Raw genomic sequence first — 24,351 nt, forward strand, 5'->3', positions numbered from 1 at the left:
CATCTGTGCAGAATTAAATAACTTATTATTTATAATCAAATAGTTAATTTTTAAGTTCCTGGAACTTGTGTAGATGTAGTAAAGATTTTGCAAGTTCAATCATAGAAAAAATATAAAATTAAATCAAAAAACATACGCTGATCAGTCAGTTTTTTGGCAGAAAATAATGCTTTGATTCAGGATTGTTCATTTATGCTACGCCATGATTTTTAAAACCAGAATCCCGCAGGATTACGATCACGGATACAGGATTGTATAAACCCGATATGAATACGATAACGATTCCACTAAATAAAAAACCGCTTAGCTTGATGATTCTTTCAGTTCTTTCAAGCGCTGTGTATGCCGAAACATCTATAAGCCAGAAGACTGTACAGCAGCTCAACACCATCGTGGTCAGCGCTGAACAGGCAGATCCACAGCAGCAATATCAGGCCGAGCTTGCTCAGACTTCAGGTGGCACCAATTTTATTTCAGCCCAGCAACTTGAGCATCAGCATATTGCAAATAATGCCGATGTGTTTCGTTTGCAACCCGGTATCTATGCTCAATCCCCGGGCAATGAAGGAGCCAAGGTTTCCATCCGTGGTTCCGGTATTAACCGGACTTCAGGTGCCCATGCCTCTGGTACTTTTGTATTGATTGATGACATTCCATTTACCGGGCCGGGCGGCACAGCTTATGAATTACTAGAACCTTGGTGGATTGATCATGTTGGCGTCTACCGTGGTGCAAACGGTTTTAAACAGGGAGCGCTGGCTTTAGGCGGAGCGATTAACTATAAAAGCAGAACCGGTGCCGAGCAGAATGGTTCTGAGCTGAAGTATGAAGCAGGCAGCCATGGTTATCAGAAATACCAGTTCAGTACCGGCCGAAAACTGGATCAGATGGATTATTATCTGGCAGTGACCGGTTCACAGTTTGACGGAATTCAGGATCATGCCGAAGGTGATGGCAAAGGTCTGGCTTTTAATCTTAGCTACCAGATTAGCCCGGACATTGAAACCCGTTTTTATGCCCGTTACCGCGAAAGCAAACATCTGACACCTGGGCGTATTACCCAGGAACAGCTGAAAAATGATCCTGAAGCAGCCAATAGTTTTAATTTGGCCGTAGATGCCAAACGGATTCAGCCCGGCAGTACCTGGCTCGCCAATACCACCACCTGGAATTTGCAGGATGATGCAAAACTGACAGGAAGTCTGGCTTATCATCATTATCCGCTAGACTTGCGTGAAAGCAGTTATCGCACCAATGTCGATTATGAAGATATTACTGCACGTATTCAGTATGAAAAACCCTACCAATTATTTGGACTCGAGCATCAGGGACGTATTGCCTTGCGCAGTACCACACATCGGCCCAACAGTGGCGTGACGGAAACCATCCGTACTGACAGGGTTATTGATGAAATCGAGTATCCGGCAGATACGGTCACACGCCGATATACCTATCGTGGTTCAGACAACGTATTGCAGTTTGATCAGCAAACGGCGCTCAATGACCGGCTTTCCCTCGATCTGGGTCTTGCAGCAGTTTATGCCCATCGTGAAAGTGAAGTGACTTATCCAGTTGCCAGTCCTAGAATTAATCAATATGAGTGGCATTTTGCCCCACGTCTCGGGATGACTTATCAGCCAAACGAGTCTTTGCAGTGGTTTGCCAATTTAAGCCGTAGCATTGAACCGGCTCATCCTTGGGCGATGGCATGGTCATCACCTTATTATTTTGATGAAGGGGTTGCCTCAGGTCGGGTACGTGCTCCGATTCATTTAAAAACCCAGACTGCAAATAGTTTTGAAGTGGGTGGACGTGGCCAATCAGGCTTTGGCGACTGGGCGCTAAGCTATTATTATTCTAAAGTTAAAAATGAACTTTTAACTTCTGAAATGATTAAGGATTATGGAAATAATACTGCCCCTTCAAAAGAAAGAATTGGTGTAGAAGCAAATGCCACGCCAACCATTCATCAAGGCGTCGAACTCAGTTTAGATACACCTCTACGCGAATTTCAACACGGTGAGTTGCGTTTGCAACAGGCCTATACGCTGAGTGATTTTCAATATAAAAATGATCCGCTATTTGGCGAAAACCAGTTGCCCGGGATTCCAAAACATTTGTATCAGGCACAGCTCAGTTATGCCATGCATAATGGTTTTTATATTGGCCTGAATACCGAGTATGCCTCTAAAATGGCGCATGATTATGCCAATAGCCGCTTTAGTGATGATTACCAGATCTGGGGCATTGATCTGGGTTATGCACCTGAACACCAGTCCTGGAAAACCTGGATCAACTTCAAAAATATCACCGATGAAAAATATGCTGCGGTCGTGATTCCAGGCTATAACGATCAAGGTGATGATGTAGCCCGATCTTCGCCGGGAGAAGGATTCTCGACTTATGCTGGCGTATCTTTCAAGTTTTAAAGGTGAGGCTCTGATAGCAAAAAAAGAGCGGGGATTAGCCCGCTCTTTTTTTGGTCAATTTAATATTAGAAGTGCTTCTTGATTATCCCTGGATAATTCCATTGACGCCCGTGACGATCATGTCGATCGCAATGGTACCGATCAGCAGCGCAGCAACACGGCCAACAATATCCACATATAAATCTATGTAGCTGGAATATTTATGCTGCAAATGATCATGCAGGTATTTCATTAGAATCAGCAGGCTACAGGTCAAAAATAGGGTAAGAAAAATCACCAGCATGGTTTGCCATAAACTGAGCTGAATGCCGGTAATCACCGCCGCTGAAATGGTGCCCGGGCCAATCATAAATGGCATGGCAATGGTGCCTGCCAGATGATGAGGTGCCCCACGCATCACGCCAATGGTATCGGCGCCTTCAAAGACATAGCGATAACCAATCACCAGAAAGATGATACCGCCAAAAATCTGGAAAGATTCAAAACGTACATGCAACACTTCCTGAAAGAATGCTTCACCGGTCTTGGCAAAAATGATAAAGACGATAAAACTGATCAGGCTGCCCTGAATCAATGCCATGTTAAATACTTTGGCCTCGGAATTACGGATAATTCCGAGCATATAAATACTCATCAAAAATGGATTGAGCAAAGAAAAAAACAGGGCAAAGGCATGTAAGCTTTCTGACATCATCAATTCCTTCTAAGACCTTGGACAGTATTAGTTTTCACGGTCTGGAAACAGGGGACGTGTACCCGGACTGATACGGTTAATATGCAGATACATCATATGACGTTCATATTTATCCAGAATGTCATTAATGACCTGTTCCTTGCTATAACCGACCAGATCATTGCCTTGTGAACCTTCAAACAGATAACTTTCCAGACGGTAGTAATAACGTTTGGCACGTTTTCCGCGTGAGCTGAAGTTTGGCGTGTCATAGCGCACCGGCCAGATTTCATAGACAAAGTTTTCTTCTTCATCGAGCTGAATAATCAGATCCAGATGATAGAGTTCCGGCTCATCATCTACCGGTTTCTCCTGTACATCTACATGCACGCCCTTATTCATTAATTCAGTTGCTACCGCTTGAATAGCAGGTTTGCAGACATCTTCCAGCATGCTGCGGGTTTGGGACAGGCTCGGATGTAACATCACCCGGCTAAGCCGTTTTTTCCAGTTGAAAATATCCACGTTTCCGACCACAGGAGCGGCATTCATGCTGGTACTGGCCTGACGGAAATCTTCCAGGCGCAGGGATTTATACAGGCCCGCCATGACAAAGAAAATCACAAAGCTAAACGGCAGACCCATAATAATAGTCGTGTTCTGCAAGGCCGTAACCCCATTGGCCATCAGCATCGCCAGGGTCAGCAGGCCTATGGCAATGGCCCAGAAAATACTCAGCCAGCGTGGTGAATCATGCTCGATATTGGTAAATTTAGTGGTGAAATTCCCCAGTACCAAAGCACCAGAATCTGCAGAAGTGACATAGAACAATAAGCCGGTAATGGTCGCGATTCCTGCAATAAAGGTAAAGCCAGGATATTGTGCCAGCAGGTCATAGAAACCATGTGCCGGATTTTCCAGGACAGTGGTCGCCAGCTGTGTATTCCCATCAAACATGACGCTATGTAATGCACTATTACCAAAAATAGATAACCAGGTCAGGGTAAATAATAGGGGAATAATCAAGGTGCCAGCGACAAACTCACGGATGGTTCGCCCACGAGAGATCCGTGCCAGAAATAACCCGACAAAAGGAGACCAGGCAATCCACCAGGCCCAGAAGAACAAGGTCCAGCTGTTCATCCATTCTTTAGGTTGCTCAAATGGAAAACTGGTTAAGGACAACTTTGGAAACTGACTGATATAGTCACCAAAGTTCTGAATCAGGGCGGCCAGCAAGAATTCGGTATTGCCCATCATTAAAATAAACAGTAACAGGCCAATCGAGACATAAATATTAATTTCTGAAAGGACGCGGATGCCTTTATTGACCCCAGATGCGACAGAAATAATGGTAATAATCACCGCGACCGCGATTAATCCGGTCTGTACCCACAGGTTTTCCGGTAAATCAAACAGCACATGCAGGCCATAATTGAGCTGGACCACACCAATACCACAGGTGGTCGCAATACCGAAAATCGTGCCAAGTACTGCCGCAGTATCGACCGTATGCCCAATCGGGCCATGAATCTTTTTACCAAAAATCGGATAGAGTGCCGAACGGATGGTCAGCGGCAGGTTATACCGATAACTGAAATAGCCCAGTGCCACCCCAATCAGTGCGTACATGCTCCAGCCGGTTAAACCGTAATGGAACAGGGTCCAGACCATGGACTGGCGAGCCGCCTCGAAAGTCTGGCCGTCACCGACGGGCGGATTCATATAATGCGAGAGAGGTTCCGCCACCGAGAAGAACATCAGGTCAATCCCGATTCCGGCAGAAAACAGCATGGCTGACCAGCTTAATAAACTAAATTCAGGCTTGGAATGTTTAGGCCCTAATTTGATTTCCCCATAACGTGAACAGGCAATAAAAATAATAAACACCAGATATAAAGTGGCAGCCAGCAGGTAATACCAGCTAAATGTACGACTGACCCAGTTCAGAATATTGGTGATGACCAGATTGGCCTGTTCATTAAATAAAATCGTGACGAGAGAAAAAAGCAGAATAAGTGTTGCTGAAACATAAAACACCACTTTATTCAGACTATCCTGCACTTGTTCAGTTTTCTTTTGCATAAATCTGTGACCGTAGTTTTATTGTCATGTGATTTACAGCGCAGTTCGATTTGACACAGGGTTCGACACTAAAAGAGTCAAAGCCGAATCAATTACAAACATTTGCAAATCCAAAACAAACTGCGCTGTACATCTGAGGTTGCTAGGCACTATAATTTTTATTAATTGATCGTTCAATTAAAAAAACGTTTTTTAATGTTACCTCATTCTGCTGTTGCAGCATGAGTCCGATTTCTAGATTTGTCATTCAGGTTAGTCTTATGCCAAAAGTTGGTATGCAACCGATCCGCCGTCAACAGCTTATTGACGCGACCCTGGCTGCTGTAAATGAATTAGGTTTTGCAGAAACCTCAATCAGCCAGATTGCACAACGTGCCGGTGTTTCGACCGGCATCATAAGCCATTATTTTGGCGGGAAAAATGGCCTCATTGAAGCAACAATGCGTTATTTATTGCAGCAGTTAGGTAAAACCGTGGCAGAAATGCAGACCCAGGTGGATGCCACACCTGAGCAACGTTTGCTTGCCATTGTACGGGGCAATTTTGCTGCACCTCAAACCAATAAGGCCGCCATGAAAGTCTGGCTGGCATTTTGGGCGAGCAGCTTGCACCAACCGGACTTGCATCGGTTGCAACAGGTTAACCATTACCGCTTACATTCCAATCTCAAGCACGAATTTATGAAAGTGCTGTCCAAATCAGAAGCAGAAAAAGCGGCACAAGGGCTAGCTGCACTGATTGATGGTTTCTGGCTACGTGGAGCACTGATCAGTGGCGAGATTGATCCAGAAATGCCGATCGAAATGTGTAGCCAGTTTATCCAGCAGCAATTGAAATCACACAAATAGGCGAGGGAATTACAGTGACTACCTATCATTTACAGCGTCCTTATATTCACGGCCAATATGTCGATGCAACATCGCATCGCAGCTTTGAAAGCATCAACCCTGCAACTGGTGAGATCCTGGCGGAAATCCAGATCTGCAGCAAAGAAGACATCGATCGTGCCGTCGAATCTGCACAAAAAGGGCAGAAGGTCTGGGCTGCAATGACGGCGATCGAGCGCTCCCGGATTTTAAATAAAGCAGTTGCTATTTTACGCGAACGTAATGATGAACTGGCGCGTATTGAAAGTCTCGACAGCGGTAAAGCCTGGAGTGAAACCTCTACGGTAGATATTGCGACTGGTGCAGATGTCCTCGAATATTATGCCGGCATCTTGCCAGCTCTCGAAGGACAACAAATTCCGCTTCGAGAGACTTCATTTATTTATACCCGTCGTGAGCCTTTGGGTGTTGTGGCCGGCATCGGGGCCTGGAATTATCCAATCCAGATTGCCTTGTGGAAATCTGCACCAGCACTGGCGGCAGGCAATGCCATGATTTTTAAGGCCAGTGAAACCACGCCTTTGACCGCACTGAAACTGGCTGAAATCTATACCGAAGCCGGTGTGCCGCACGGGGTATTTAATGTCGTGACTGGCAGTGGCGACATTGGCGCTTATTTAACTGCACATCGGGATATTGCCAAAGTCTCGTTTACCGGTGGTGTTGCCACGGGTAAAAAAGTCATGGCGCAAGCCGCAGATTCCAGTCTGAAAGAAGTCACCATGGAACTCGGTGGAAAATCTCCCCTGATTATCTGTGAAGATGCCGACCTTGATCTTGCTGCGGATATTGCCATGATGGCCAATTTTTACAGCTCAGGTCAGGTCTGTACCAACGGCACCCGGGTATTCATTCCCTATACCTTAAAAGCAGCTTTTGAAGAAAAAATCTTGCAGCGCATTCCTCATATCCGTATAGGTGATCCGCTTGATCCGGAAACCAATTTTGGGCCGGTTTCCAGCTTTGCGCATATGGAAAAAGTACTGAAATTCATTGAGCAAGGCAAAATCGAAGGGGCACGTTTACTGTGTGGCGGTGGTCGTGCCACACAAGCCGATTTAGCCCAAGGTGCCTATGTTTTGCCGACAGTATTTAGTGACTGCCGGGATGACATGACTATGGTTCAGCATGAAATTTTTGGGCCAGTCATGAGTATTTTAAGCTATGACACTGAAGAAGAAGTCATTCGCCGTGCCAATGCAACCGAATATGGGCTGGCTGCAGGTGTGGTCACGCCTGATCTTGCCCGCGCGCATCGTATCATTCACCAGATTGAAGCCGGAATTTGCTGGATTAATACCTGGGGCGAATCTCCAGCGGAAATGCCGGTCGGTGGTTATAAGCACTCGGGCGTAGGACGTGAAAACGGAATTGTGACCTTACAGCAATATACCCAGACCAAATCGGTGCAGGTGGAATTGAGCCCATTCCAGTCCGTGTTTAACGCATAAGGAGGTCTCCGCTTGATGAATTATGATTATATTATTATCGGGGCAGGCTCGGCTGGAAATGTGCTGGCTGCTCGATTGACTGAGGATCCGGATACCAAAGTCTTGCTATTAGAGGCAGGCGGGCCGGATTATCGTCTGGATTTTAGAACCCAGATGCCGGCAGCCTTGGCTTATCCTTTACAGGGACGCCGTTATAACTGGGCCTATTTGACCGATCCTGAACCACATATGAATAATCGCCGCATGGAATGCGGACGTGGTAAAGGCCTCGGTGGCTCATCGCTGATTAATGGCATGTGTTATATCCGCGGCAATGCCATGGATCTGGAACAGTGGGCCAGTTTGAAAGGTCTGGAACACTGGAGCTATGCAGAATGTCTGCCCTATTATAAAAAGGCGGAAACACGCGATATTGGCGGCAATGACTATCATGGCGATGCCGGGCCAGTTTCAGTCGCAACACCAAAAAATGATAATAATGAGCTGTTTCATGCCATGATCGAAGCTGGGGTACAGGCCGGTTATCCACGAACAGACGATTTAAATGGCTATCAGCAGGAAGGCTTTGGTCCGATGGATCGTACCGTGACTCCGCAAGGGCGCCGTTCCAGTACCGCGCGCGGTTATCTGGATATGGCCAAAGGGCGCGATAATCTCACTATTATTACCCATGCCATGACCAACAGAATCCTGTTCAGCCAGAAGCAGGCAATTGGGGTTGAATATTTTGAAGGGCAAAATACCTTGCAGCCGATTCAGGTCTTTGCCGATAAAGAGGTGCTGCTGTGTGGCGGGGCAATTGCCTCACCGCAAATTTTGCAGCGCTCCGGTGTCGGTCCTGCTGCATTATTAAACAGTCTGGATATTCCGCTGGTTCAGGACTTGCCGGGTGTGGGCGAAAACTTGCAGGATCATCTGGAAATGTATCTGCAATACCAGTGTAAAAAACCGGTCAGTCTGTATCCTGCCTTAAAATGGTATAACCAGCCAATGATTGGTGCTGAGTGGTTATTTTTGGGCACAGGTATTGGTGCCAGTAACCAGTTTGAAGCCGGTGGCTTTATCCGTTCTTCCGACGAGTTCGAATGGCCGAATATCCAGTATCATTTCCTGCCGATTGCAATCAACTATAATGGCAGCAATGCCATTCATGAGCATGGCTTTCAGGCGCATGTCGGTTCGATGCGTTCACCATCCCGCGGACGCATCCAGCTCAAATCCAAAGATCCATTTGAGCATCCGAGTATTTTGTTTAATTACATGAGCACCGAGCAGGATTGGCGTGAATTCCGTGATGCCATCCGGATCACCCGGGAAATCATGCACCAGCCAGCACTTGATCCTTATCGGGGTGAAGAAATCAGTCCGGGTAAAGCTGTGCAGACGGATGCCCAGATTGACGAGTTTGTGCGTAATCATGCTGAAACCGCATATCACCCATCTTGCAGTTGTAAAATGGGCGAGGATGATATGGCGGTGGTGGACGGTTATGGCCGGGTCCATGAAATGCAGGGGCTCAGAGTCATTGATGCTTCAATCATGCCCTTAATTATTACCGGAAATTTAAACGCCACCACCATCATGATGGCCGAGAAACTGGCCGATCATATTCGGGGAAAGCCGGCTTTAGTTGCATCAACTGCGCCTTTCTATCAGGCAGCTTCAGTCTCAAACCAAGCTTAAAACCTCTATTTTTTCGACAGAAATAGCCCGAAACTCGTATCGATTATGCGTTAAAATAAGATGCATATTTTGATATTAATCAATCTTTAAGTAGGGCTAAATACAGTGTTTAGCCCTTTTGTTTTACTAAAAAAGAATTTTATATTTCATGAGAATTTTAAACCAAACCTTGCTCTTCGGCTGTGCCACATTTTCCAGTATTTGTAGTTTTGCCAATGATGTTGAAAACAATCAGATACAAGTCAGTGGCAACCTGAGCGTGGTGTCTAAATATGTATCCCGCGGTCTAAGCAATGTTCCGGAAAATGATGATATTGCACTACAAGCCGGGTTGAATTTGGCCTATGGTAACTTTTATGTGGGCTATTGGGGGTCTACATTGGGGTATTCTTATGCTGAGGTGCAAGGACGAAAAGGACATGGCAGCGATAAATTCGAGCATGATTTTCTGGTCGGCTATACGCACAGCTCGGAGCATTATGACTGGAATTTCTGGAATGCCACCTACTATTATCCGGGGGGCGAAAACACCACCAGTAACGAACTGGGTTTAAATGTCAGCCGCACGCTGGATGAAAAAACCAGTATTGCAGCGAGTGTATCGACTTATCTTTATGATGTGGTCTATGCCAATCAGGGCGATACCTTTTATACGCTGAATCTGAACCATCAATTGAATGATCGTGTAAATGCCAGTCTGACTGCTGCAGGTGGCTATTTTAATGACGAAGGTAAATATGAAGGTGGTGAACTGGGCGATACCCAAAAACAGCATGCTTTCCGTTATGCATCTGCCGGCCTCAGTTATACCATCTTGCCTCAATTAAGTGTGTCAGGCGAATATCTGCTGGGAGGCTACGATCGCTATGGTGAAAAGCAACGCAATCTGGCTTTATTCGGTTTGAGTTATGATTTTTAATTAGTTCAGTTGTATGGCCTTGGCTGAGATGTTTTATCCGAAATTTGACCGGATCAAAAATCTCAGCTAAAGCTTACCAAAGCAATAGAAGAAGCAATGCAGCAAAACAAGTTATAAAACCTGAATATATCCTGTTTTTGTTTGCGTCATTTACGAGAAATATGCCGGAAAAACTCACAAACGTTATCAATTTTATCAAATGACTCTATAATAGCGCCCATCCTTAAAGGGTTCGCCGTAGCAGCATGGTTACGTCATTACCCTGATTCATTTTTAAGTCAAGTTCTCCTGCGTGATTCGGCTTGTACATTCAGATTCAGCATCTTATCTGTCCATGCGGCACATAAGAACATTTAGGTGTCCACATGGAAATCAAGGTCAATTATCTCGACAATCTCCGCCAAGAAGCCAAATTTGATGACTTCACGGTAATTGCCGATCAACCGATTCGCTACAAAGGCGATGGTTCCGCTCCCGGCCCATTCGATTATTTTCTGGCCTCATCGGCGCTTTGTGCAGCTTACTTTGTCAAAGTATATTGTGCAGCACGTGATATTCCGACCGAAAATATTCGCCTGTCACAAAACAATATTGTCGATCCTGAAAACCGTTATAAACAGATTTTTAAAATTCAGGTTGAGCTGCCGGCTGATATTTCAGAAAAAGACCGTCAAGGCATTTTGCGTTCGATTGATCGCTGTACCGTCAAAAAAGTCATTCAGACTGGCCCTGAATTTGTAATTGAAGAAGTCGAAAGCATTGATGCCGATGCGCAAGCCTTGTTAATGCCAAGTCTGGCCTCGGCAAACAGCACCTTCATTCCGGGCAAAGATCTGCCTTTGGAAGAAACCATTGCCAATATGTCTGCCATTCTGGCCGGTCTGGGCATGAAGATTGAAATCGCATCATGGCGCAACATCGTACCAAATGTATGGTCATTGCATATTCGTGATGCACAGTCGCCAATGTGCTTTACCAATGGTAAAGGCTCAACCAAGGAAAGTGCGCTGGCTTCGGCACTGGGCGAGTTCATCGAGCGTCTGAACTGTAACTTCTTTTATAACGACCAGTTCTGGGGTGAAGACATTGCCAATGCAGAATTTGTACATTATCCAGATGAAAAATGGTTTAAGCCGGGTCCAAATGGCGAACTTCCACAGGAAGTCTTAGACGAATACACGCTTGAAATTTATGATCCTGAAGATGAGCTTTTAGGTACTCATCTTTATGACACCAACTCGGGCAATACCGAACGCGGTATCTGCTCACTGCCATTTGTACGGCACTCCGATGGTGAAACTGTTTATTTCCCATCAAATCTGATTGAAAACCTTTACCTGAGTAACGGCATGAGTGCAGGGAATACCTTGCCTGAAGCTCAGGTGCAATGCCTGTCAGAAATCTTTGAACGTGCAGTCAAGCGTGAAATTATTGAAGGTGAACTGGCTTTACCGGATGTGCCTGAACAGGTGCTGGCGAAATATCCAAAAATCGTGGAAGGCATTAAAGGTTTAGAGGAACAGGGCTTCCCGGTGCTGGTCAAGGATGCTTCATTAGGCGGTCAATTCCCGGTAATGTGTGTGACCTTGATGAATCCACGTACTGGCGGTGTGTTTGCCTCTTTTGGTGCGCATCCAAACTTTGAAGTGGCACTTGAGCGCAGTCTGACTGAATTGTTGCAAGGTCGTAGTTTCGAAGGTCTGAATGACCTGCCAAAACCAACCTTTAGTTCAAATGCCGTGACTGAACCAAACAACTATGTCGAACACTTTATCGATTCGAGTGGCGTGGTGTCTTGGCGTTTCTTTAGTGCCAAAGCAGATCATGAATTTGTGGAATGGGATTTCACCAATAATGGCCAAAACTCCAATGCAGATGAAGCTGCAGCTTTATTCGGCATTCTGGAAGAGCTCGGTCATGAAGTCTATATGGCGGTTTATCAGCATCTCGGCGCAACAGCTTGTCGGATTCTGGTGCCAGGCTATTCTGAAATCTATCTGGTCGAAGATCTGATCTGGGACAATACCAACAAGGCTCTGGCATTCCGCGAAGATATCTTGAACCTGCATCGTCTGGATGAAGAACAGCTTGAAGCACTGGTAGAGCGTCTGGAAGAATGCGAACTGGATGATTATACCGAGATTAAAACCCTGATTGGCGTTGAATTCGATGAAAATACTGAATGGGGACAGCTCACTATTCTTGAGCTGAAACTCCTGATTTATATCGCTTTACAGCAATTTGAAGAAGCCAAGGATCTGGTTGAGCAGTTCTTGCAGTTCAATACCAACACCGTTGAACGTGGCCTGTTCTACCAGTGCATGAATGTCGTGCTTGAAGTACTGCTCGATGATGATATGGAGCTGGAAGATTATGCACATAACTTCCGCCGTATGTTTGGAGATGAACGTATGGATGCGGTTATGGCTTCAGTTGAAGGCACGCTTCGTTTCCATGGCCTGACTGAAACCAGCATGAAGCTTGAAGGTCTGGATCGTCATTTACGCCTGATTGATAGCTATAAAAAACTGCATGCTGCACGTGCCAAGTTTGTCGCAAAATAAATCAATTCCCTGAATGACTCAAATTTTAGTCGTTCAGGTCTGATTTTAAAATGGCTGATCCGGCTTCGGGTCAGCCATTTTTTCAGCACGAAATAAACCAGATTATTTTCCTATCTCATTTCAATAGATAGTTTGATAGAGGCTTATTTTGATTTACTTTAAAATTTATTAATCCCAGCTCTCGAGAGAACTGGGATTACCTAAAAAATTAAAGTGAAGACTTAGTACGAACTGCTTCAAGATTGGGTAAGTGAATCAGAGAAATAGATATATTTTTTTAATTCACAAGAATTACCTTACATGTTAGGATAATTAGGACCACCGCCACCTTCCGGTGTTACCCAGGTGATGTTCTGAGACGGATCTTTAATATCACAGGTCTTGCAGTGCACACAGTTGGCTGCATTGATCTGGAAACGCTTGGAACCGTCATTATTTTCCATGATTTCATACACACCCGCCGGGCAGTAACGCTGTGCCGGTTCATCCCAGTTTGGCAGGTTCACATTCACCGGAATCGAAGCATCAGTCAGCTTTAAATGCGCTGGCTGGTTTTCTTCATGTACGGTATTGGATACAAATACTGAAGACAGACGGTCAAAGGTTAGCTTGCCATCCGGTTTAGGATAGTTCGGCTTAAAGCTTTCTGCTGCCTGGGTTTTCAGTGCCGCATGGTCTTGGACCAGATCATGCAGGGTAAACGGTACTTTAAATACGTTCTGATCAATGAAGTTAAATGCACCACCGATCCATTGGCCGAATTTATGCATTGCCGGGCCAAAGTTGCGTGAGTTATATAACTCTTCTTTCAGCCAGCTTGCATCAAACTTGTCTTTATAGGCGGTCAGTTCTTTGACAAAGAAATCTTCGCCTTCAACTACACGCGCAACCGCCAGATCACCGCCTTTTTCCACACCAGCCGCAATCGCTTCAAATACCGCTTCGCCGCAGAGCATGCCGGACTTCATTGCCGTATGTGAACCTTTGATTTTGGCAAAGTTCAGGAAACCAGCATCATCACCAATCAGAGAGCCACCCGGGAAAGTGAATTTCGGTAGCGAGTTAAAACCGCCCTTGGTTACGGCACGCGCGCCATAAGAAATACGCTTGCCGCCTTCCAGATACTGCTTGATGAGTGGATGGGTTTTCCAGCGCTGCATTTCCATAAATGGATACATATGCGGGTTGGTATAGGACAGATCTACGATCATGCCCAAAGTCACCTGATTATTTTCAGCATGGTATAACCACCAGCCGCCACTCGAGCCAGTTTCATTGAGTGGCCAGCCAGCACCATGCATCACCAGACCCGGTTTGTGCTTGGCCGGATCAATTTCCCATAGCTCTTTGATCCCGATGCCGTAATGCTGTGGATCTGCATCTTTGGCCAGGTTGAACTGTTCAATCAGACGTTTACCTAAGTGTCCACGGCAGCCTTCAGCAAACAGGGTGTATTTGGCATGCAGTTCATAACCCGGGGTAAAGTTATGCGTTGGTTCGCCATCTTTACCAATGCCCATGTCACCGGTCTGGATGCCTTTCACGGTACCGTCAGCATGATACAAAATGTCCGATGCAGCAAAGCCCGGGAAGATCGAGACTTCCAGTTCTTCCGCTTTCTGGCCTAACCAGCGCACCACATTGCCCAGCGAGATGACATAGTTGCCATCGTTATGCATGGTTTTTGGCACCATCCAGTGTGGGGCTTCTTGTGATTTTTCATCTGAAAGCAGGAAGAAGGTTTTATCTTCGGTTACCGGCACATTGAGCGGTGCGCCTTGCTCTTTCCAGTCCGGGAATAATTCATTGATGGCACGTGGTTCAAGTACCGCACCTGACAGGATATGTGCACCGACTTCGGAGCCTTTTTCTACGACACAAACGGACAAATCATTTAAGTTGTTTTCAATTGCAAGTTGACGGATCTTGATCGCAGCAGATAGACCTGCAGGGCCTGCGCCGACGATGACGACGTCAAACTCCATCGATTCTCTTGTTATATCTTCCATAATATAAAATCCAGTTTCGCTATACGATATTTATAACATTATCCAGATGGCTTATGAAGTCTAATTTTTGTTTTTTACAGGGATAGATTTTGAGAGTCTTGGATTGCTCTAGAATGAATCGAATTGAAAAGATCTGGTTCAACATTAGAAAACTGTTTAATTATTATTGGCTGCAACAAATAAAAAGAGCGACCTAAGTCGCCCGAATGAGGGGTTTTTACTTACATATTATTCAGGTTCATGGCAATACTATTCACCATGTGAATCAGACGCGGGCCAATTTCATTTTCCAGTTTTTCTTGATTTAGCAAGTAACTTGGTGCACCACAGTTAAAGGTTAAAATACCATGTTTGGGATGAATCAAAGGAACGGCCACAGAGTTCACATCTTTGGCCCAGTCTCCTAGAGATAAACAATAACCATAATCCTGATAATCGCGAATGGCGCGTTCTAGATTTCGTTTAATTGTTGTCCATTGATCTTCATTTCTTTTTTTAATGGCATCAAATAAATATTCACGTTCTTTCACGTCCATAGCCGCCAGACATGCACGCCCCATGGCACTCGAATGAATTGGTAAAGTTGAACCCACTGAACGGCGCATGGTTAAAGTCGTATCTGTATGTACGACTTCCAGATAAATCATATTGAGACGGTCACGTGTTGCCATTGCCACTGGCGCCTGTGCATAACGTGACATTTCTTCCATAAATGGATAGGCCTGAGTTCGCGCAGAAATATTGCTTAAGGCAGAATAGCCCAGAGCCAGTACACCGACATCGAGTAAATATTTAGTCGTATTCGGAAGTTGTTTTAGATAGCCTAAAGATACCAGCGTACTGGTAATACGCGCCACGGTTGGCTTTGGTAAATTGGTCATTTGTGCAATTTCTTGATTGCCCAATAACTGATTGGTCGCAGAAAAGCATCTTAGAATCTCAAGGCCACGCGCAATAGACGCAATAAATTGAGGATTGTTTTCGCGATGAATATGCGAGATCGGATCTAAGCGAATTTCATCAAAATTAGGTATTTCACCTGTTTTATTTTTAGTCATGGTCTACAGAAATAGAGAAGTAAATTAATGAATATAATAGCAACTTAGTTTCACGATACAAAATAAAACATTTAAATTGTAGATGAATTATATGAATAACGACTAAATATTATTCTATCTCATGTCTAAATGCTGCTATACAGAGTAAATAACTGCAAAAAATAGTGAAGCTATTTTTAAAATAAAGCCTTTAAATAAACAATAAACTTTACCACTTTTTAAGCTTTCATCTCTAGTCAGCTCCTTATAGAAAGCAGCGTTAGTAAAGCGAAATTTAAAAAGCAATAATTTCGTATTGTGAAATATTATTCTATATTAAATCCATTTTAAAGCCAGATAAATTTCGTTTTTTTATAAAAAATAAATTTTTTGACGAATTTGCTTGCTGAATTTTTATTTTTATGGTTATTTATTTCGTAATACGAAACTAAAAATAAAACGGTAAAGGAATTTACCCAGACCATATACATGGAGATTCATATGATTCGCGATCCGGAAATGCTCGATCAACTTCTGTCTACGATTCGAGATTTTGTAAAAAATGAACTGGTTCCTCTCGAACATGAAGTAGAAGAGAACAATGCCATTCCTGAACATATTGTGGAACAGATGAAAGAACTGGGTTTGTTTGGTCTGACGATTCCAGAAGAATACGGCGGTTTAGGCATTACCATGGAAGAGGAAATTCTGGTTGCGATGGAATTGGGCCGGACATCGGCTGCATTCCGTTCTCTAATCGGGACCAACAACGGTATTGGTTCAAGTGGTATCGTGATTGATGGTACAGAAGAGCAAAAACAGAAATATTTACCGCGTTATGCAACCGGTGAAATCATTGGTTCTTTCTGTTTGACTGAGCCTGATTCCGGTTCAGATGCTGCATCTTTAAAAACCAATGCGGTAAAAGATGGTGATTATTATATTTTAAATGGCACCAAACGTTTTATTACCAATGCGCCACGTGCAACGACATTTACAGTCATGGCACGCACCAATCCAGAAATCAAAGGCGCCAGTGGCATTTCAGCTTTTTTGGTAGAAGCGGGCACACCGGGCTTGAGCCTAGGCAAAATTGATAAAAAAATGGGACAACATGGTTCTTATACCTGCGATGTTATTTTCGATAATTGCCGGGTACATAAAGACCAGCTGATTGGTGGTGTTGAAGGCGTTGGTTTCAAGACGGCCATGCGCGTTCTGGACAAAGGCCGTTTACATATTGCCGGCTATAGCGTGGGTATGGCAGAGCGTATGCTGGAAGATGCCTTAAACTATGCGGTAGAACGCAAGCAGTTTGGTCAGGCTATTGCAAATTTTCAGCTGATTCAGGGCATGTTGGCTGACTCTAAAGCTGAAATTTATGCAGCCAAATGTATGGTACTGGATGCAGCCCGACTGCGTGATGCCGGTCAGAATGTGACGACGGAAGCCTCTTGCGCCAAAATGTTTGCCACTGAAATGTGTGGTCGTGTCGCTGACCGCTGTTTACAGATTCATGGTGGAGCAGGCTATATCAGTGAATATTCAATTGAACGTTTTTACCGTGATGTGCGTTTGTTCCGTTTATATGAAGGAACGACACAAATCCAGCAAATTATTATTGCACGTGAAATGATTAAACAGGCCACAGCCTAAACATATAATTTTTAAAATAGGGAAATATAAAAATGACGACTAAAACTAGATTTGATTGGCAAGACCCGTTCCTGATTGAACAGCAGCTCAGTTCAGAGGAACGTATGATCCGTGATGCGGCAGCAGCATATTGTCAGGACAAGCTGATGCCACGCGTATTAGAACAGTTCCGCCATGAAAAAACCGATCCGGCCATTTTTCGTGAGATGGGTGAGCTTGGTTTACTGGGCCCCACCATTCCAGAACAGTACGGTGGTGCCGGTTTAAATTATGTCAGCTATGGTCTGATTGCACGCGAAGTTGAGCGTGTTGATTCGGGCTATCGTTCAATGGCCAGCGTACAAAGCTCCTTGGTAATGGTGCCGATTAACGAATTTGGTTCTGAAGAGCAAAAGCAGAAATACTTACCAAAATTAGCGACTGGTGAATATATTGGTTGCTTCGGCCTGACTGAACCGGATCATGGTTCTGATCCGGGCAGCATGATTACCCGTGCCAAAAAAGTGGATGGCGGTTACCGTCTTAACGGCGCAAAAATGTGGATTACCAACAGTCCGATCGCGGATGTATTTGTGGTCTGGGCCAAAGAAGTTTCTGCCGAAGGTAATATCGGTGACATTCGCGGATTTATTCTGGAAAAAGGCTGGGAAGGGCTGTCTGCACCTGCGATCCATGGCAAAGTCGGTTTACGTGCCTCGATCACCGGTGAAATTGTGATGGATAACGTCTTTGTACCGGAAGAAAATGCATTTCCAGAAGTGCGTGGCTTGAAAGGTCCATTTACCTGCCTGAACAGTGCCCGTTACGGGATTGCCTGGGGTGCTATGGGCGCAGCAGAATTTTGCTGGCATACCGCACATCAATACACTATGGACCGTAAACAGTTTGGCCGTCCATTGGCAGCAAACCAGCTGATTCAGAAAAAACTGGCCGATATGCAAACTGAAATTGCCCTTGGTTTACAGGTTGCCTTACGTTTTGGTCGCATGAAAGATGAAGGTATTGCATCAGTTGAAGGAACTTCGCTGATCAAGCGTAATAACTGCGGTAAGGCCCTGGATATTGCACGTCTGGCACGTGACATGATGGGCGGTAACGGGATTTCTGATGAATTTGGTGTAGCCCGTCATCTGGTTAATCTGGAAGTCGTGAATACCTATGAAGGTACTCATGATGTACATGCCCTGATTTTAGGACGTGCACAAACCGGCATCGCTGCATTTTGTAACTAAGTCTAGCTATCACATCTAGCCAGCACATGCTGGCTAGAGCGCCGACTATTTGCTGCCGTTTGTTTGTAAATACCAGGTTTTCAATAAGCTACCCAATTAAAAATCAAGTGGAAACATGTACATAAATTAAATGCCCGATAGGCAGATGATAGGATTATCACCCTGTTTCACTATATCTTTCATATAAATAATTACGTGAAAGATAAAAGTTACAAAAGCACCGGAATGCTCAAAAATATTTTAAGGACGCCATGAATACGATCAGTGCGCAACACCCTCATTTGGAAAATGATAACCAACCCAAGAAAAAAGTCTGGATTCTGGCCTTTGTGTTCTCATTTTTGGCATTACTGGTCGATGGAGCAGATATTGCATTATTGGCCTACAGTCTGACCAGTCTGAAACAGGAATTTTCATTAAGCAGTATGCAGGCCGGGGCGCTGGGCAGCTGGACATTGGCAGGTATGGCCATTGGTGGATTTTTTGGTGGCTGGGCCTGTGACCGGTTCGGGCGGGTTCGAGTCATCGTGATCGCGATTGCACTGTTTTCTTCATTGACTTTCTGGCTAGGATTTGCCGAAAGCTATGATCAGTTTAAGTGGCTGCGCTTTACTTCTGCAATTGGTCTAGGCGCCTTGTATATTGCCTGTAATACCCTGATGGCGGAATATGTGCCGACCAAGTATCGCTCAACAGTATTGGCCACACTGATGACCGGCTGGACCTTGGGCTCAGTCGTCGCCACTGTTTTGGCGGGCTGGTTATTGCCCGAATTTGGCTGGCGATATCTGTATTATATTGCAATTATTCCTATTGTACTTTCGGTCGCAATGTACTTTTTAGTGCCTGAACCCAAAGCCTGGTTAGATGCACGTCAAGCGCGCCTCGATGCCAAAGCCAGCGGAATTGTTCAGGAAAAACCTAAAAACACCTTTAAAATGGTTTTTGAAGATGCACTGAGCCGTCGCATGTTCATTCTCTGGTCATTCAGTACCGCATTTTTACAGTTTGGATATTATGGCGTCAGTAACTGGTTGCCTGCCTATCTAGAGTCGGATCTGGGCATCAAGTTTAAAGAAATGACCATGTATATGATTGGTACTTTCCTGATCATGATGTGTACCAAAGTCATTGCCGGTTTTATCGCCGACCGTATTGGCCGTCGTGCAGTGTTCGCATTTGGCACCATGGGCACCGCAATTTTTATTCCGGTGATTGTGTTTGGCAATACCCCGGACAATATCCTCTGGCTGATGCTGTTTTTCGGTTTTCTTTATGGCATTCCCTATGGCATTAATGCGACCTACATGACGGAAAGTTTCTCGACCAAAGTACGTGGAACTGCGGTTGGCGGTGCATATAACGTGGGCCGTTTAGGTGCTGTTTTTGCCCCACTGACGATTGGTTATTTTGCTCAGGGTGGATCTATTGGAACCGGTTTATTGATCATGGGAATTGCCTATTTTCTTTGTGGCTTGATTCCGGCTTTCTTTATTAAAGACCGCTTATTTGATCCGCAAAAAGCCGATTAATCTACCAATCAAAATATATAGAAAAGATGCTAGGAAGCAATATGATGAATAAAATCACGCAGGATATCGAAACAGTTCTCAAACAGATTCCTGATGGTGCACACATTATGACCAGTGGTTTCGGTCTGGCAGGCCAACCGGTAGAACTGATCGAAGCACTGATCGATCTGGGCCCGAAAGATTTAACCATTATCAATAATAATGCTGCATCTGGAGATCGTGGACTTACCAATTTACTGTTGTCTGGACTGGTCAAAAAAATGATCTGTTCCTTTCCACGCGCCAATAACTCTACTGTATTTGAAGACCTGTACAAGGCCGGAAAAATTGAACTGGAACTGGTTCCGCAGGGCAATCTGGCCTGCCGTATTCAGGCAGCAGGTGCCGGCTTAGGAGCAGTTTTCACGCCGACTGGCTTCGGCACCAAAATTGCAGAAGGCAAAGAAACGCGCCACATTAATGGCAAGGATTATGTGCTGGAATATCCGATTCATGCCGATTATGCCTTGATCTATGCCAATCAGGCAGACCGCTGGGGCAACTTGACCTACCGCAAGGCAGCGCGTAATTTTGGTCCGATCATGGCCAAAGCAGCAACAACCACTATCGCTCAGGTACATCAGATTGTGGAGCTGGGAGATCTTGATTCAGAGATTATCGTAACGCCGGGCATTTTTGTACAGCATGTGGTTCAGGTCGGAGATATCAAATAATGACTATTCAAAAACGTACTCGTGAACAGATTGTGGCAAAAGTCGCGCAAGATATTCCAAGCGGTTCTTTTGTCAATCTGGGTATTGGTTTACCGACCCGTGTGGCAGGTCATTTAAAACCTGAGCAGAATGTGATCCTGCACTCTGAAAATGGTGTTTTGGGTTTTGCGGCCTTGAATGATCCTGAACAGGCGGATGATGACCTGATTAATGCCGGCAAGGAACTGGTGAGCATGCTGGAAGGCGGCAGTTTTATGAATTCTGCAGATTCCTTCGATATCATGCGCGGTGGTCATCTGGATATTTGTGTCATGGGGGCCTTTCAAGTGGCGATTAATGGTGATCTGGCCAACTGGCATACCGGTAATGCCGCTGCTGTACCTGCCGTAGGCGGCGCCATGGATCTGGCCGTCGGTGCGCGTTGTGTTTATGTCTGTATGGAACATGTCACCAAAAATGGTGAAGCCAAAATTGTTGAAGAGCTGACTTATCCGATTACCGGCAAGCATTGTGTAAACCGTATTTATACCGATTTGTGTGTGATTGAGCTCAAAGACCAGCAGGCCCGGGTCATTGAAATGGTTGAGGGGCTAAGCTTTGAGGAGCTGCAACAGCAGACCGGATGTAAATTGCTGGATCATCGGCAGCAGTAGACAGGGCAGAGCTCCACCTTGTATAAATTACAGTATGCCTGTAACTTGTAAATCGTAGCTTAGGCTGCGATTTACGCATGTTTAAATGCTGATTATTATATACAGATTTTGAATATCTGGAATAAGGCCGATCTTTACGCAATTTGAAGATATAAATACAAATTTTTGCTAATGATTGTTTTAAAAATAAGTCTAGAATATTAGCAAGCTAAGGAAGGTGATATTCTGCATGGATAGTAACTGTGATGAACAAGATATTTTTCATATTTTCAACCTGATTGGCCGCCATACCGAGCTTAAACCTATTCTCGACATCATCAGTCAGTGGCTTGAATCGCGTATTCCAGATGCGTTTGTCACCATCATGCTCTATAAAGAAGACACGCAAACCTTAAGCTTTATCAGTGGTAAACAGCACTTCTCAAAAGAATATTGCAGCGCAATCCAGGATTTAAAAATCGGGCCAGATCAAGGTACTTGCGGTACGGCTGCCTTTTTGCGTCAGCTCGTCATTAGTCCAAACTTGATGAAAGATCCCAACTGGAGGTCTTACCGTGCTTTGATCAATGCAGAAAAACTGTCGAGCTGCTGGTCAACACCGATCATTAGTGCATCGGATGTTTTATACGGCACTTTTGCAACTTACTATCGAACGCCCAAAATACCGACAGAGTCTCATATCCGGCTGTTACAGCAAGCTGCGAATTTGGTTGCACTCGCGATCGAGCTTGATCATGAACGGCAGAAAGGACAGGCAATTAATGAAAAGTACTGTTCTTTCTATACCTATCATCCAGATATCATTTTTGAACTGGATTTACAGGGCTATGTGCTTAATACCAACATTGCCTGCCAGGAAATTACAGGTTTTTCCGAGGAGCAAATTCAAAACCAGCATTATTGTGCATTTATACCTACCGAATTCCAGGAACTTGCCAATGTTTCATTTTTAGAAACGCTGCAAGGTAAAGCACAACATTATGAACTGCCGATTTATAACGTTCACGGAGATATTATCTGGCTGGATTTAACCAATTTGCCGATTATCCAGAACCAGAAAGTTACCGGTGTGATTGGTATTGCACGAGACATTACTTTACGCCGTAAAAATAAGGAAGCTCTACGACTATTAAAGCGTGGGGTCGAGGCAAGTCCGAATGGCATTTTCATCACCGATGTTTCGGAAAAAATGTCGATGGTATATGTCAACCCGGCTTTTCTGAAACTCACCGGTTATACCGAGCAGGAAGTTCTGGGACGAAGTTGCTTTTTCCTATATGGAGCGGATACGGCAGCAGATCAGATTTTGTTACTCCAGCAAGCAGTAAAACAACAAAAAGAAGCTCAAGTGACCATCAAAAATTATTGTAAGGATGGCAGCTGGTTCTGGAACCGTTTAACGCTTGGCCCGATTTTTGATCAAAACGGAAACTGCACCCATTTTCTGGGGATTCAGGAAGACATTACCCAGCAGCGTATTCATGAAGAATATATCAAACATCAGCACACCCATGACCATTTAACCGGCTTGCCGAATCAGCATGCTTTCAAGCAGATTCTAGAGCAGGTTTTTGCACAGCGGCACGATAGCGCCCAGCCTTTAATCCTGCTGTATATAGATCTGGATGACTTTAAAAATATTAATGATAGTCTGGGACATCTGGTCGGTGACCAGATTCTGAAAAGTGTGGGTGAGCGCTTGCAGGGTTTCGCTCAGGAAAACAATGTGCTATGCCGCTTTGCCGAAGACGAATTTATTTTACTCATGTCAGGTGAGTATGCGCAAAGTGAGGTCGAGGCTATTGCTGAAAAAATGCTGGAGCTGCTGTCCCAGCTTTTTATCGTGGATGAATACAAGATCCACTTAAGTGCCAGTATTGGTATTGTTGCAGATGACAGTTCGATTCAGCATTCTTCTGAGCTGATTTATCAGTCTGTTCTGGCGATGCAGGAAGCCAAAAGACAAGGCCGGAATATCTGGCAATGGTATGAAAAAACCAATATGAAACCTGCACCAGAAATAGACTATGCAAATCTGCGTATGGAACTGATGCAAGCGATCAACCAGAAACAGTTTAATCTTTTCTATCAACCAATTATTAATCCTGCAAATGGTCAGGTGACTGGCGTAGAGGCTCTGATTCGCTGGCAGCACCCGCAGCAGGGTTATATTTCTCCTGCGGTTTTCATTCCGCTTGCAGAACGAACAGGGCAAATTATTGGTGTAGGCCAGTGGGTTCTGGAAAAAGCCTGCGTAGATATTGCTGCATGGAACAAGCAGCACAATCGTCAGATCACCGTGTCGGTCAATATTTCTCCGCTCCAATTCCGTAGAGCAGGTTTCCTGCAAATACTTAAACATGTCCTTGCAAGCAGTCAATTGCCTCCGGAACTGCTCAAAATTGAGATTACCGAAGGGGTGATTATTAATGGCGCAGATCGCACTATTGAAATTTTGAAAACGGTACGTGCTTTAGGTGTTCAAGTCGCGATTGATGATTTTGGGACCGGCTATTCAAGCCTGAGCTATTTACGGCGTCTGCCGATCAACCAGATCAAGCTAGATCGCAGTTTTATCGAGGAACTGACACTGGATGATCAGAATGCTGCAATTGTTCAATCCATCATTCATCTGGCCCATCAGCTTGATTTAGATGTTGTGGCTGAAGGTGTGGAAACCTTGAATCAGGCCCAATTACTTTATCAACAAGGCTGTGATTTACTACAAGGCTTTTTTTATGCTAAACCTGCGCCTTTAACTGAATTAAAGCCTCTTTACCTATCCATGGAATCTAATCATCCGCAAAGAGATTAAAAATTCAAGGTGA

16 protein-coding genes are annotated in these 24,351 nt (G+C 44.7%); 12 read left to right on the plus strand and 4 right to left on the minus strand.

Features of this window, described 5'->3' with window-relative positions:
* The first annotated feature begins 266 nt into the window (after window positions 1-266).
* Window positions 267-2,429, plus strand: coding sequence for a TonB-dependent receptor family protein (locus AC3IT7_RS06945; RefSeq protein WP_489249880.1), 2,163 nt, complete (start codon window positions 267-269; stop codon window positions 2,427-2,429).
* A gap of 82 nt (window positions 2,430-2,511) precedes the next feature.
* On the opposite strand, the gene AC3IT7_RS06950 is transcribed toward AC3IT7_RS06945, so the two are convergent.
* Both AC3IT7_RS06950 and AC3IT7_RS06955 read right to left on the minus strand, forming a co-directional pair.
* The gene (locus AC3IT7_RS06950) at window positions 2,512-3,120 is read right to left on the minus strand and encodes a MarC family protein (RefSeq protein WP_489249881.1); all 609 of its coding nucleotides are present in this window, start codon (window positions 3,118-3,120) and stop codon (window positions 2,512-2,514) included.
* 30 nt (window positions 3,121-3,150) lie between these two features.
* Window positions 3,151-5,187: a choline transporter gene (locus AC3IT7_RS06955; RefSeq protein WP_489249882.1), complete on the minus strand. Its 2,037-nt coding sequence runs from the start codon at window positions 5,185-5,187 to the stop codon at window positions 3,151-3,153.
* A 260-nt stretch (window positions 5,188-5,447) separates the two neighbouring features.
* On the opposite strand from AC3IT7_RS06955, the gene betI reads away from it, so the two are divergent.
* The 5 genes from betI (at window position 5,448) to AC3IT7_RS06980 (ending at window position 12,691) form a co-directional block, all read left to right on the plus strand.
* Window positions 5,448-6,035, plus strand: coding sequence for a transcriptional regulator BetI (gene betI, locus AC3IT7_RS06960; RefSeq protein ID WP_489249883.1), 588 nt, complete (start codon window positions 5,448-5,450; stop codon window positions 6,033-6,035).
* 14 nt (window positions 6,036-6,049) lie between these two features.
* Window positions 6,050-7,525 carry a betaine-aldehyde dehydrogenase gene (gene betB, locus AC3IT7_RS06965; RefSeq protein WP_489249884.1) on the plus strand — a complete coding sequence of 492 codons (1,476 nt, stop codon included), beginning with the start codon at window positions 6,050-6,052 and terminating at the stop codon, window positions 7,523-7,525.
* Between the two features lie 15 nt (window positions 7,526-7,540).
* Window positions 7,541-9,208 (plus strand): choline dehydrogenase, encoded by a 1,668-nt coding sequence (gene betA, locus AC3IT7_RS06970; protein WP_489249885.1) that lies wholly within the window; start codon window positions 7,541-7,543, stop codon window positions 9,206-9,208.
* A gap of 148 nt (window positions 9,209-9,356) precedes the next feature.
* Window positions 9,357-10,127 (plus strand): TorF family putative porin, encoded by a 771-nt coding sequence (locus AC3IT7_RS06975; RefSeq protein WP_489249886.1) that lies wholly within the window; start codon window positions 9,357-9,359, stop codon window positions 10,125-10,127.
* A gap of 365 nt (window positions 10,128-10,492) precedes the next feature.
* A complete protein-coding gene (locus AC3IT7_RS06980; protein ID WP_074382772.1) occupies window positions 10,493-12,691 on the plus strand; it encodes an OsmC domain/YcaO domain-containing protein in 2,199 nt (732 codons plus the stop codon).
* Window positions 12,692-12,987: 296 nt separating this feature from the next.
* Here the strand turns inward: AC3IT7_RS06980 and AC3IT7_RS06985 are convergent, their stop codons facing one another.
* Together AC3IT7_RS06985 and AC3IT7_RS06990 are read right to left on the minus strand one after the other, a co-directional pair.
* Complete coding sequence (locus AC3IT7_RS06985) at window positions 12,988-14,700, minus strand: electron transfer flavoprotein-ubiquinone oxidoreductase (RefSeq protein ID WP_489249887.1); 1,713 nt, start codon at window positions 14,698-14,700, stop codon at window positions 12,988-12,990.
* 221 nt (window positions 14,701-14,921) lie between these two features.
* Window positions 14,922-15,758 carry an IclR family transcriptional regulator gene (locus AC3IT7_RS06990; RefSeq protein ID WP_005170895.1) on the minus strand — a complete coding sequence of 279 codons (837 nt, stop codon included), beginning with the start codon at window positions 15,756-15,758 and terminating at the stop codon, window positions 14,922-14,924.
* Between the two features lie 480 nt (window positions 15,759-16,238).
* Between AC3IT7_RS06990 and AC3IT7_RS06995 the strand changes: the two genes are divergently transcribed.
* The 6 genes from AC3IT7_RS06995 (at window position 16,239) to AC3IT7_RS07020 (ending at window position 24,338) form a co-directional block, all read left to right on the plus strand.
* Complete coding sequence (locus AC3IT7_RS06995) at window positions 16,239-17,393, plus strand: acyl-CoA dehydrogenase family protein (protein ID WP_489249888.1); 1,155 nt, start codon at window positions 16,239-16,241, stop codon at window positions 17,391-17,393.
* A gap of 32 nt (window positions 17,394-17,425) precedes the next feature.
* Window positions 17,426-18,625, plus strand: coding sequence for an acyl-CoA dehydrogenase (locus AC3IT7_RS07000; protein WP_489249889.1), 1,200 nt, complete (start codon window positions 17,426-17,428; stop codon window positions 18,623-18,625).
* Between the two features lie 251 nt (window positions 18,626-18,876).
* Entirely contained in the window at window positions 18,877-20,157 is a 1,281-nt protein-coding gene (locus tag AC3IT7_RS07005; protein WP_005170902.1) for an MFS transporter, read from the plus strand.
* 41 nt (window positions 20,158-20,198) lie between these two features.
* Complete coding sequence (locus AC3IT7_RS07010) at window positions 20,199-20,870, plus strand: 3-oxoacid CoA-transferase subunit A (RefSeq protein WP_489249890.1); 672 nt, start codon at window positions 20,199-20,201, stop codon at window positions 20,868-20,870.
* A complete protein-coding gene (locus AC3IT7_RS07015; protein ID WP_489249891.1) occupies window positions 20,870-21,523 on the plus strand; it encodes a 3-oxoacid CoA-transferase subunit B in 654 nt (217 codons plus the stop codon). Before AC3IT7_RS07010 ends, AC3IT7_RS07015 begins: the two co-directional genes overlap by 1 nt.
* A gap of 229 nt (window positions 21,524-21,752) precedes the next feature.
* The gene (locus AC3IT7_RS07020; protein ID WP_489249892.1) at window positions 21,753-24,338 is read left to right on the plus strand and encodes an EAL domain-containing protein; all 2,586 of its coding nucleotides are present in this window, start codon (window positions 21,753-21,755) and stop codon (window positions 24,336-24,338) included.
* Window positions 24,339-24,351: the final 13 nt, after the last annotated feature.

It is taken from the genome of Acinetobacter sp. KH_038, from assembly GCF_057839405.1.

Coding starts and splice junctions, on each gene's coding strand:
- AC3IT7_RS06995 (WP_489249888.1), top strand. CDS start 16,239: ATGATTCGCGATCCGGAAATGCTCGATCAACTTCTGTCTACGATTCGA.
- AC3IT7_RS07005 (WP_005170902.1), top strand. CDS start 18,877: ATGAATACGATCAGTGCGCAACACCCTCATTTGGAAAATGATAACCAA.
- AC3IT7_RS06955 (WP_489249882.1), bottom strand. CDS start 5,187: ATGCAAAAGAAAACTGAACAAGTGCAGGATAGTCTGAATAAAGTGGTG.
- AC3IT7_RS06945 (WP_489249880.1), top strand. CDS start 267: ATGAATACGATAACGATTCCACTAAATAAAAAACCGCTTAGCTTGATG.
- AC3IT7_RS06950 (WP_489249881.1), bottom strand. CDS start 3,120: ATGTCAGAAAGCTTACATGCCTTTGCCCTGTTTTTTTCTTTGCTCAAT.
- AC3IT7_RS06980 (WP_074382772.1), top strand. CDS start 10,493: ATGGAAATCAAGGTCAATTATCTCGACAATCTCCGCCAAGAAGCCAAA.
- AC3IT7_RS06975 (WP_489249886.1), top strand. CDS start 9,357: ATGAGAATTTTAAACCAAACCTTGCTCTTCGGCTGTGCCACATTTTCC.
- betI (WP_489249883.1), top strand. CDS start 5,448: ATGCCAAAAGTTGGTATGCAACCGATCCGCCGTCAACAGCTTATTGAC.
- AC3IT7_RS06985 (WP_489249887.1), bottom strand. CDS start 14,700: ATGGAAGATATAACAAGAGAATCGATGGAGTTTGACGTCGTCATCGTC.
- AC3IT7_RS07000 (WP_489249889.1), top strand. CDS start 17,426: ATGACGACTAAAACTAGATTTGATTGGCAAGACCCGTTCCTGATTGAA.
- AC3IT7_RS07015 (WP_489249891.1), top strand. CDS start 20,870: ATGACTATTCAAAAACGTACTCGTGAACAGATTGTGGCAAAAGTCGCG.
- AC3IT7_RS07020 (WP_489249892.1), top strand. CDS start 21,753: ATGGATAGTAACTGTGATGAACAAGATATTTTTCATATTTTCAACCTG.
- AC3IT7_RS07010 (WP_489249890.1), top strand. CDS start 20,199: ATGATGAATAAAATCACGCAGGATATCGAAACAGTTCTCAAACAGATT.
- betA (WP_489249885.1), top strand. CDS start 7,541: ATGAATTATGATTATATTATTATCGGGGCAGGCTCGGCTGGAAATGTG.
- AC3IT7_RS06990 (WP_005170895.1), bottom strand. CDS start 15,758: ATGACTAAAAATAAAACAGGTGAAATACCTAATTTTGATGAAATTCGC.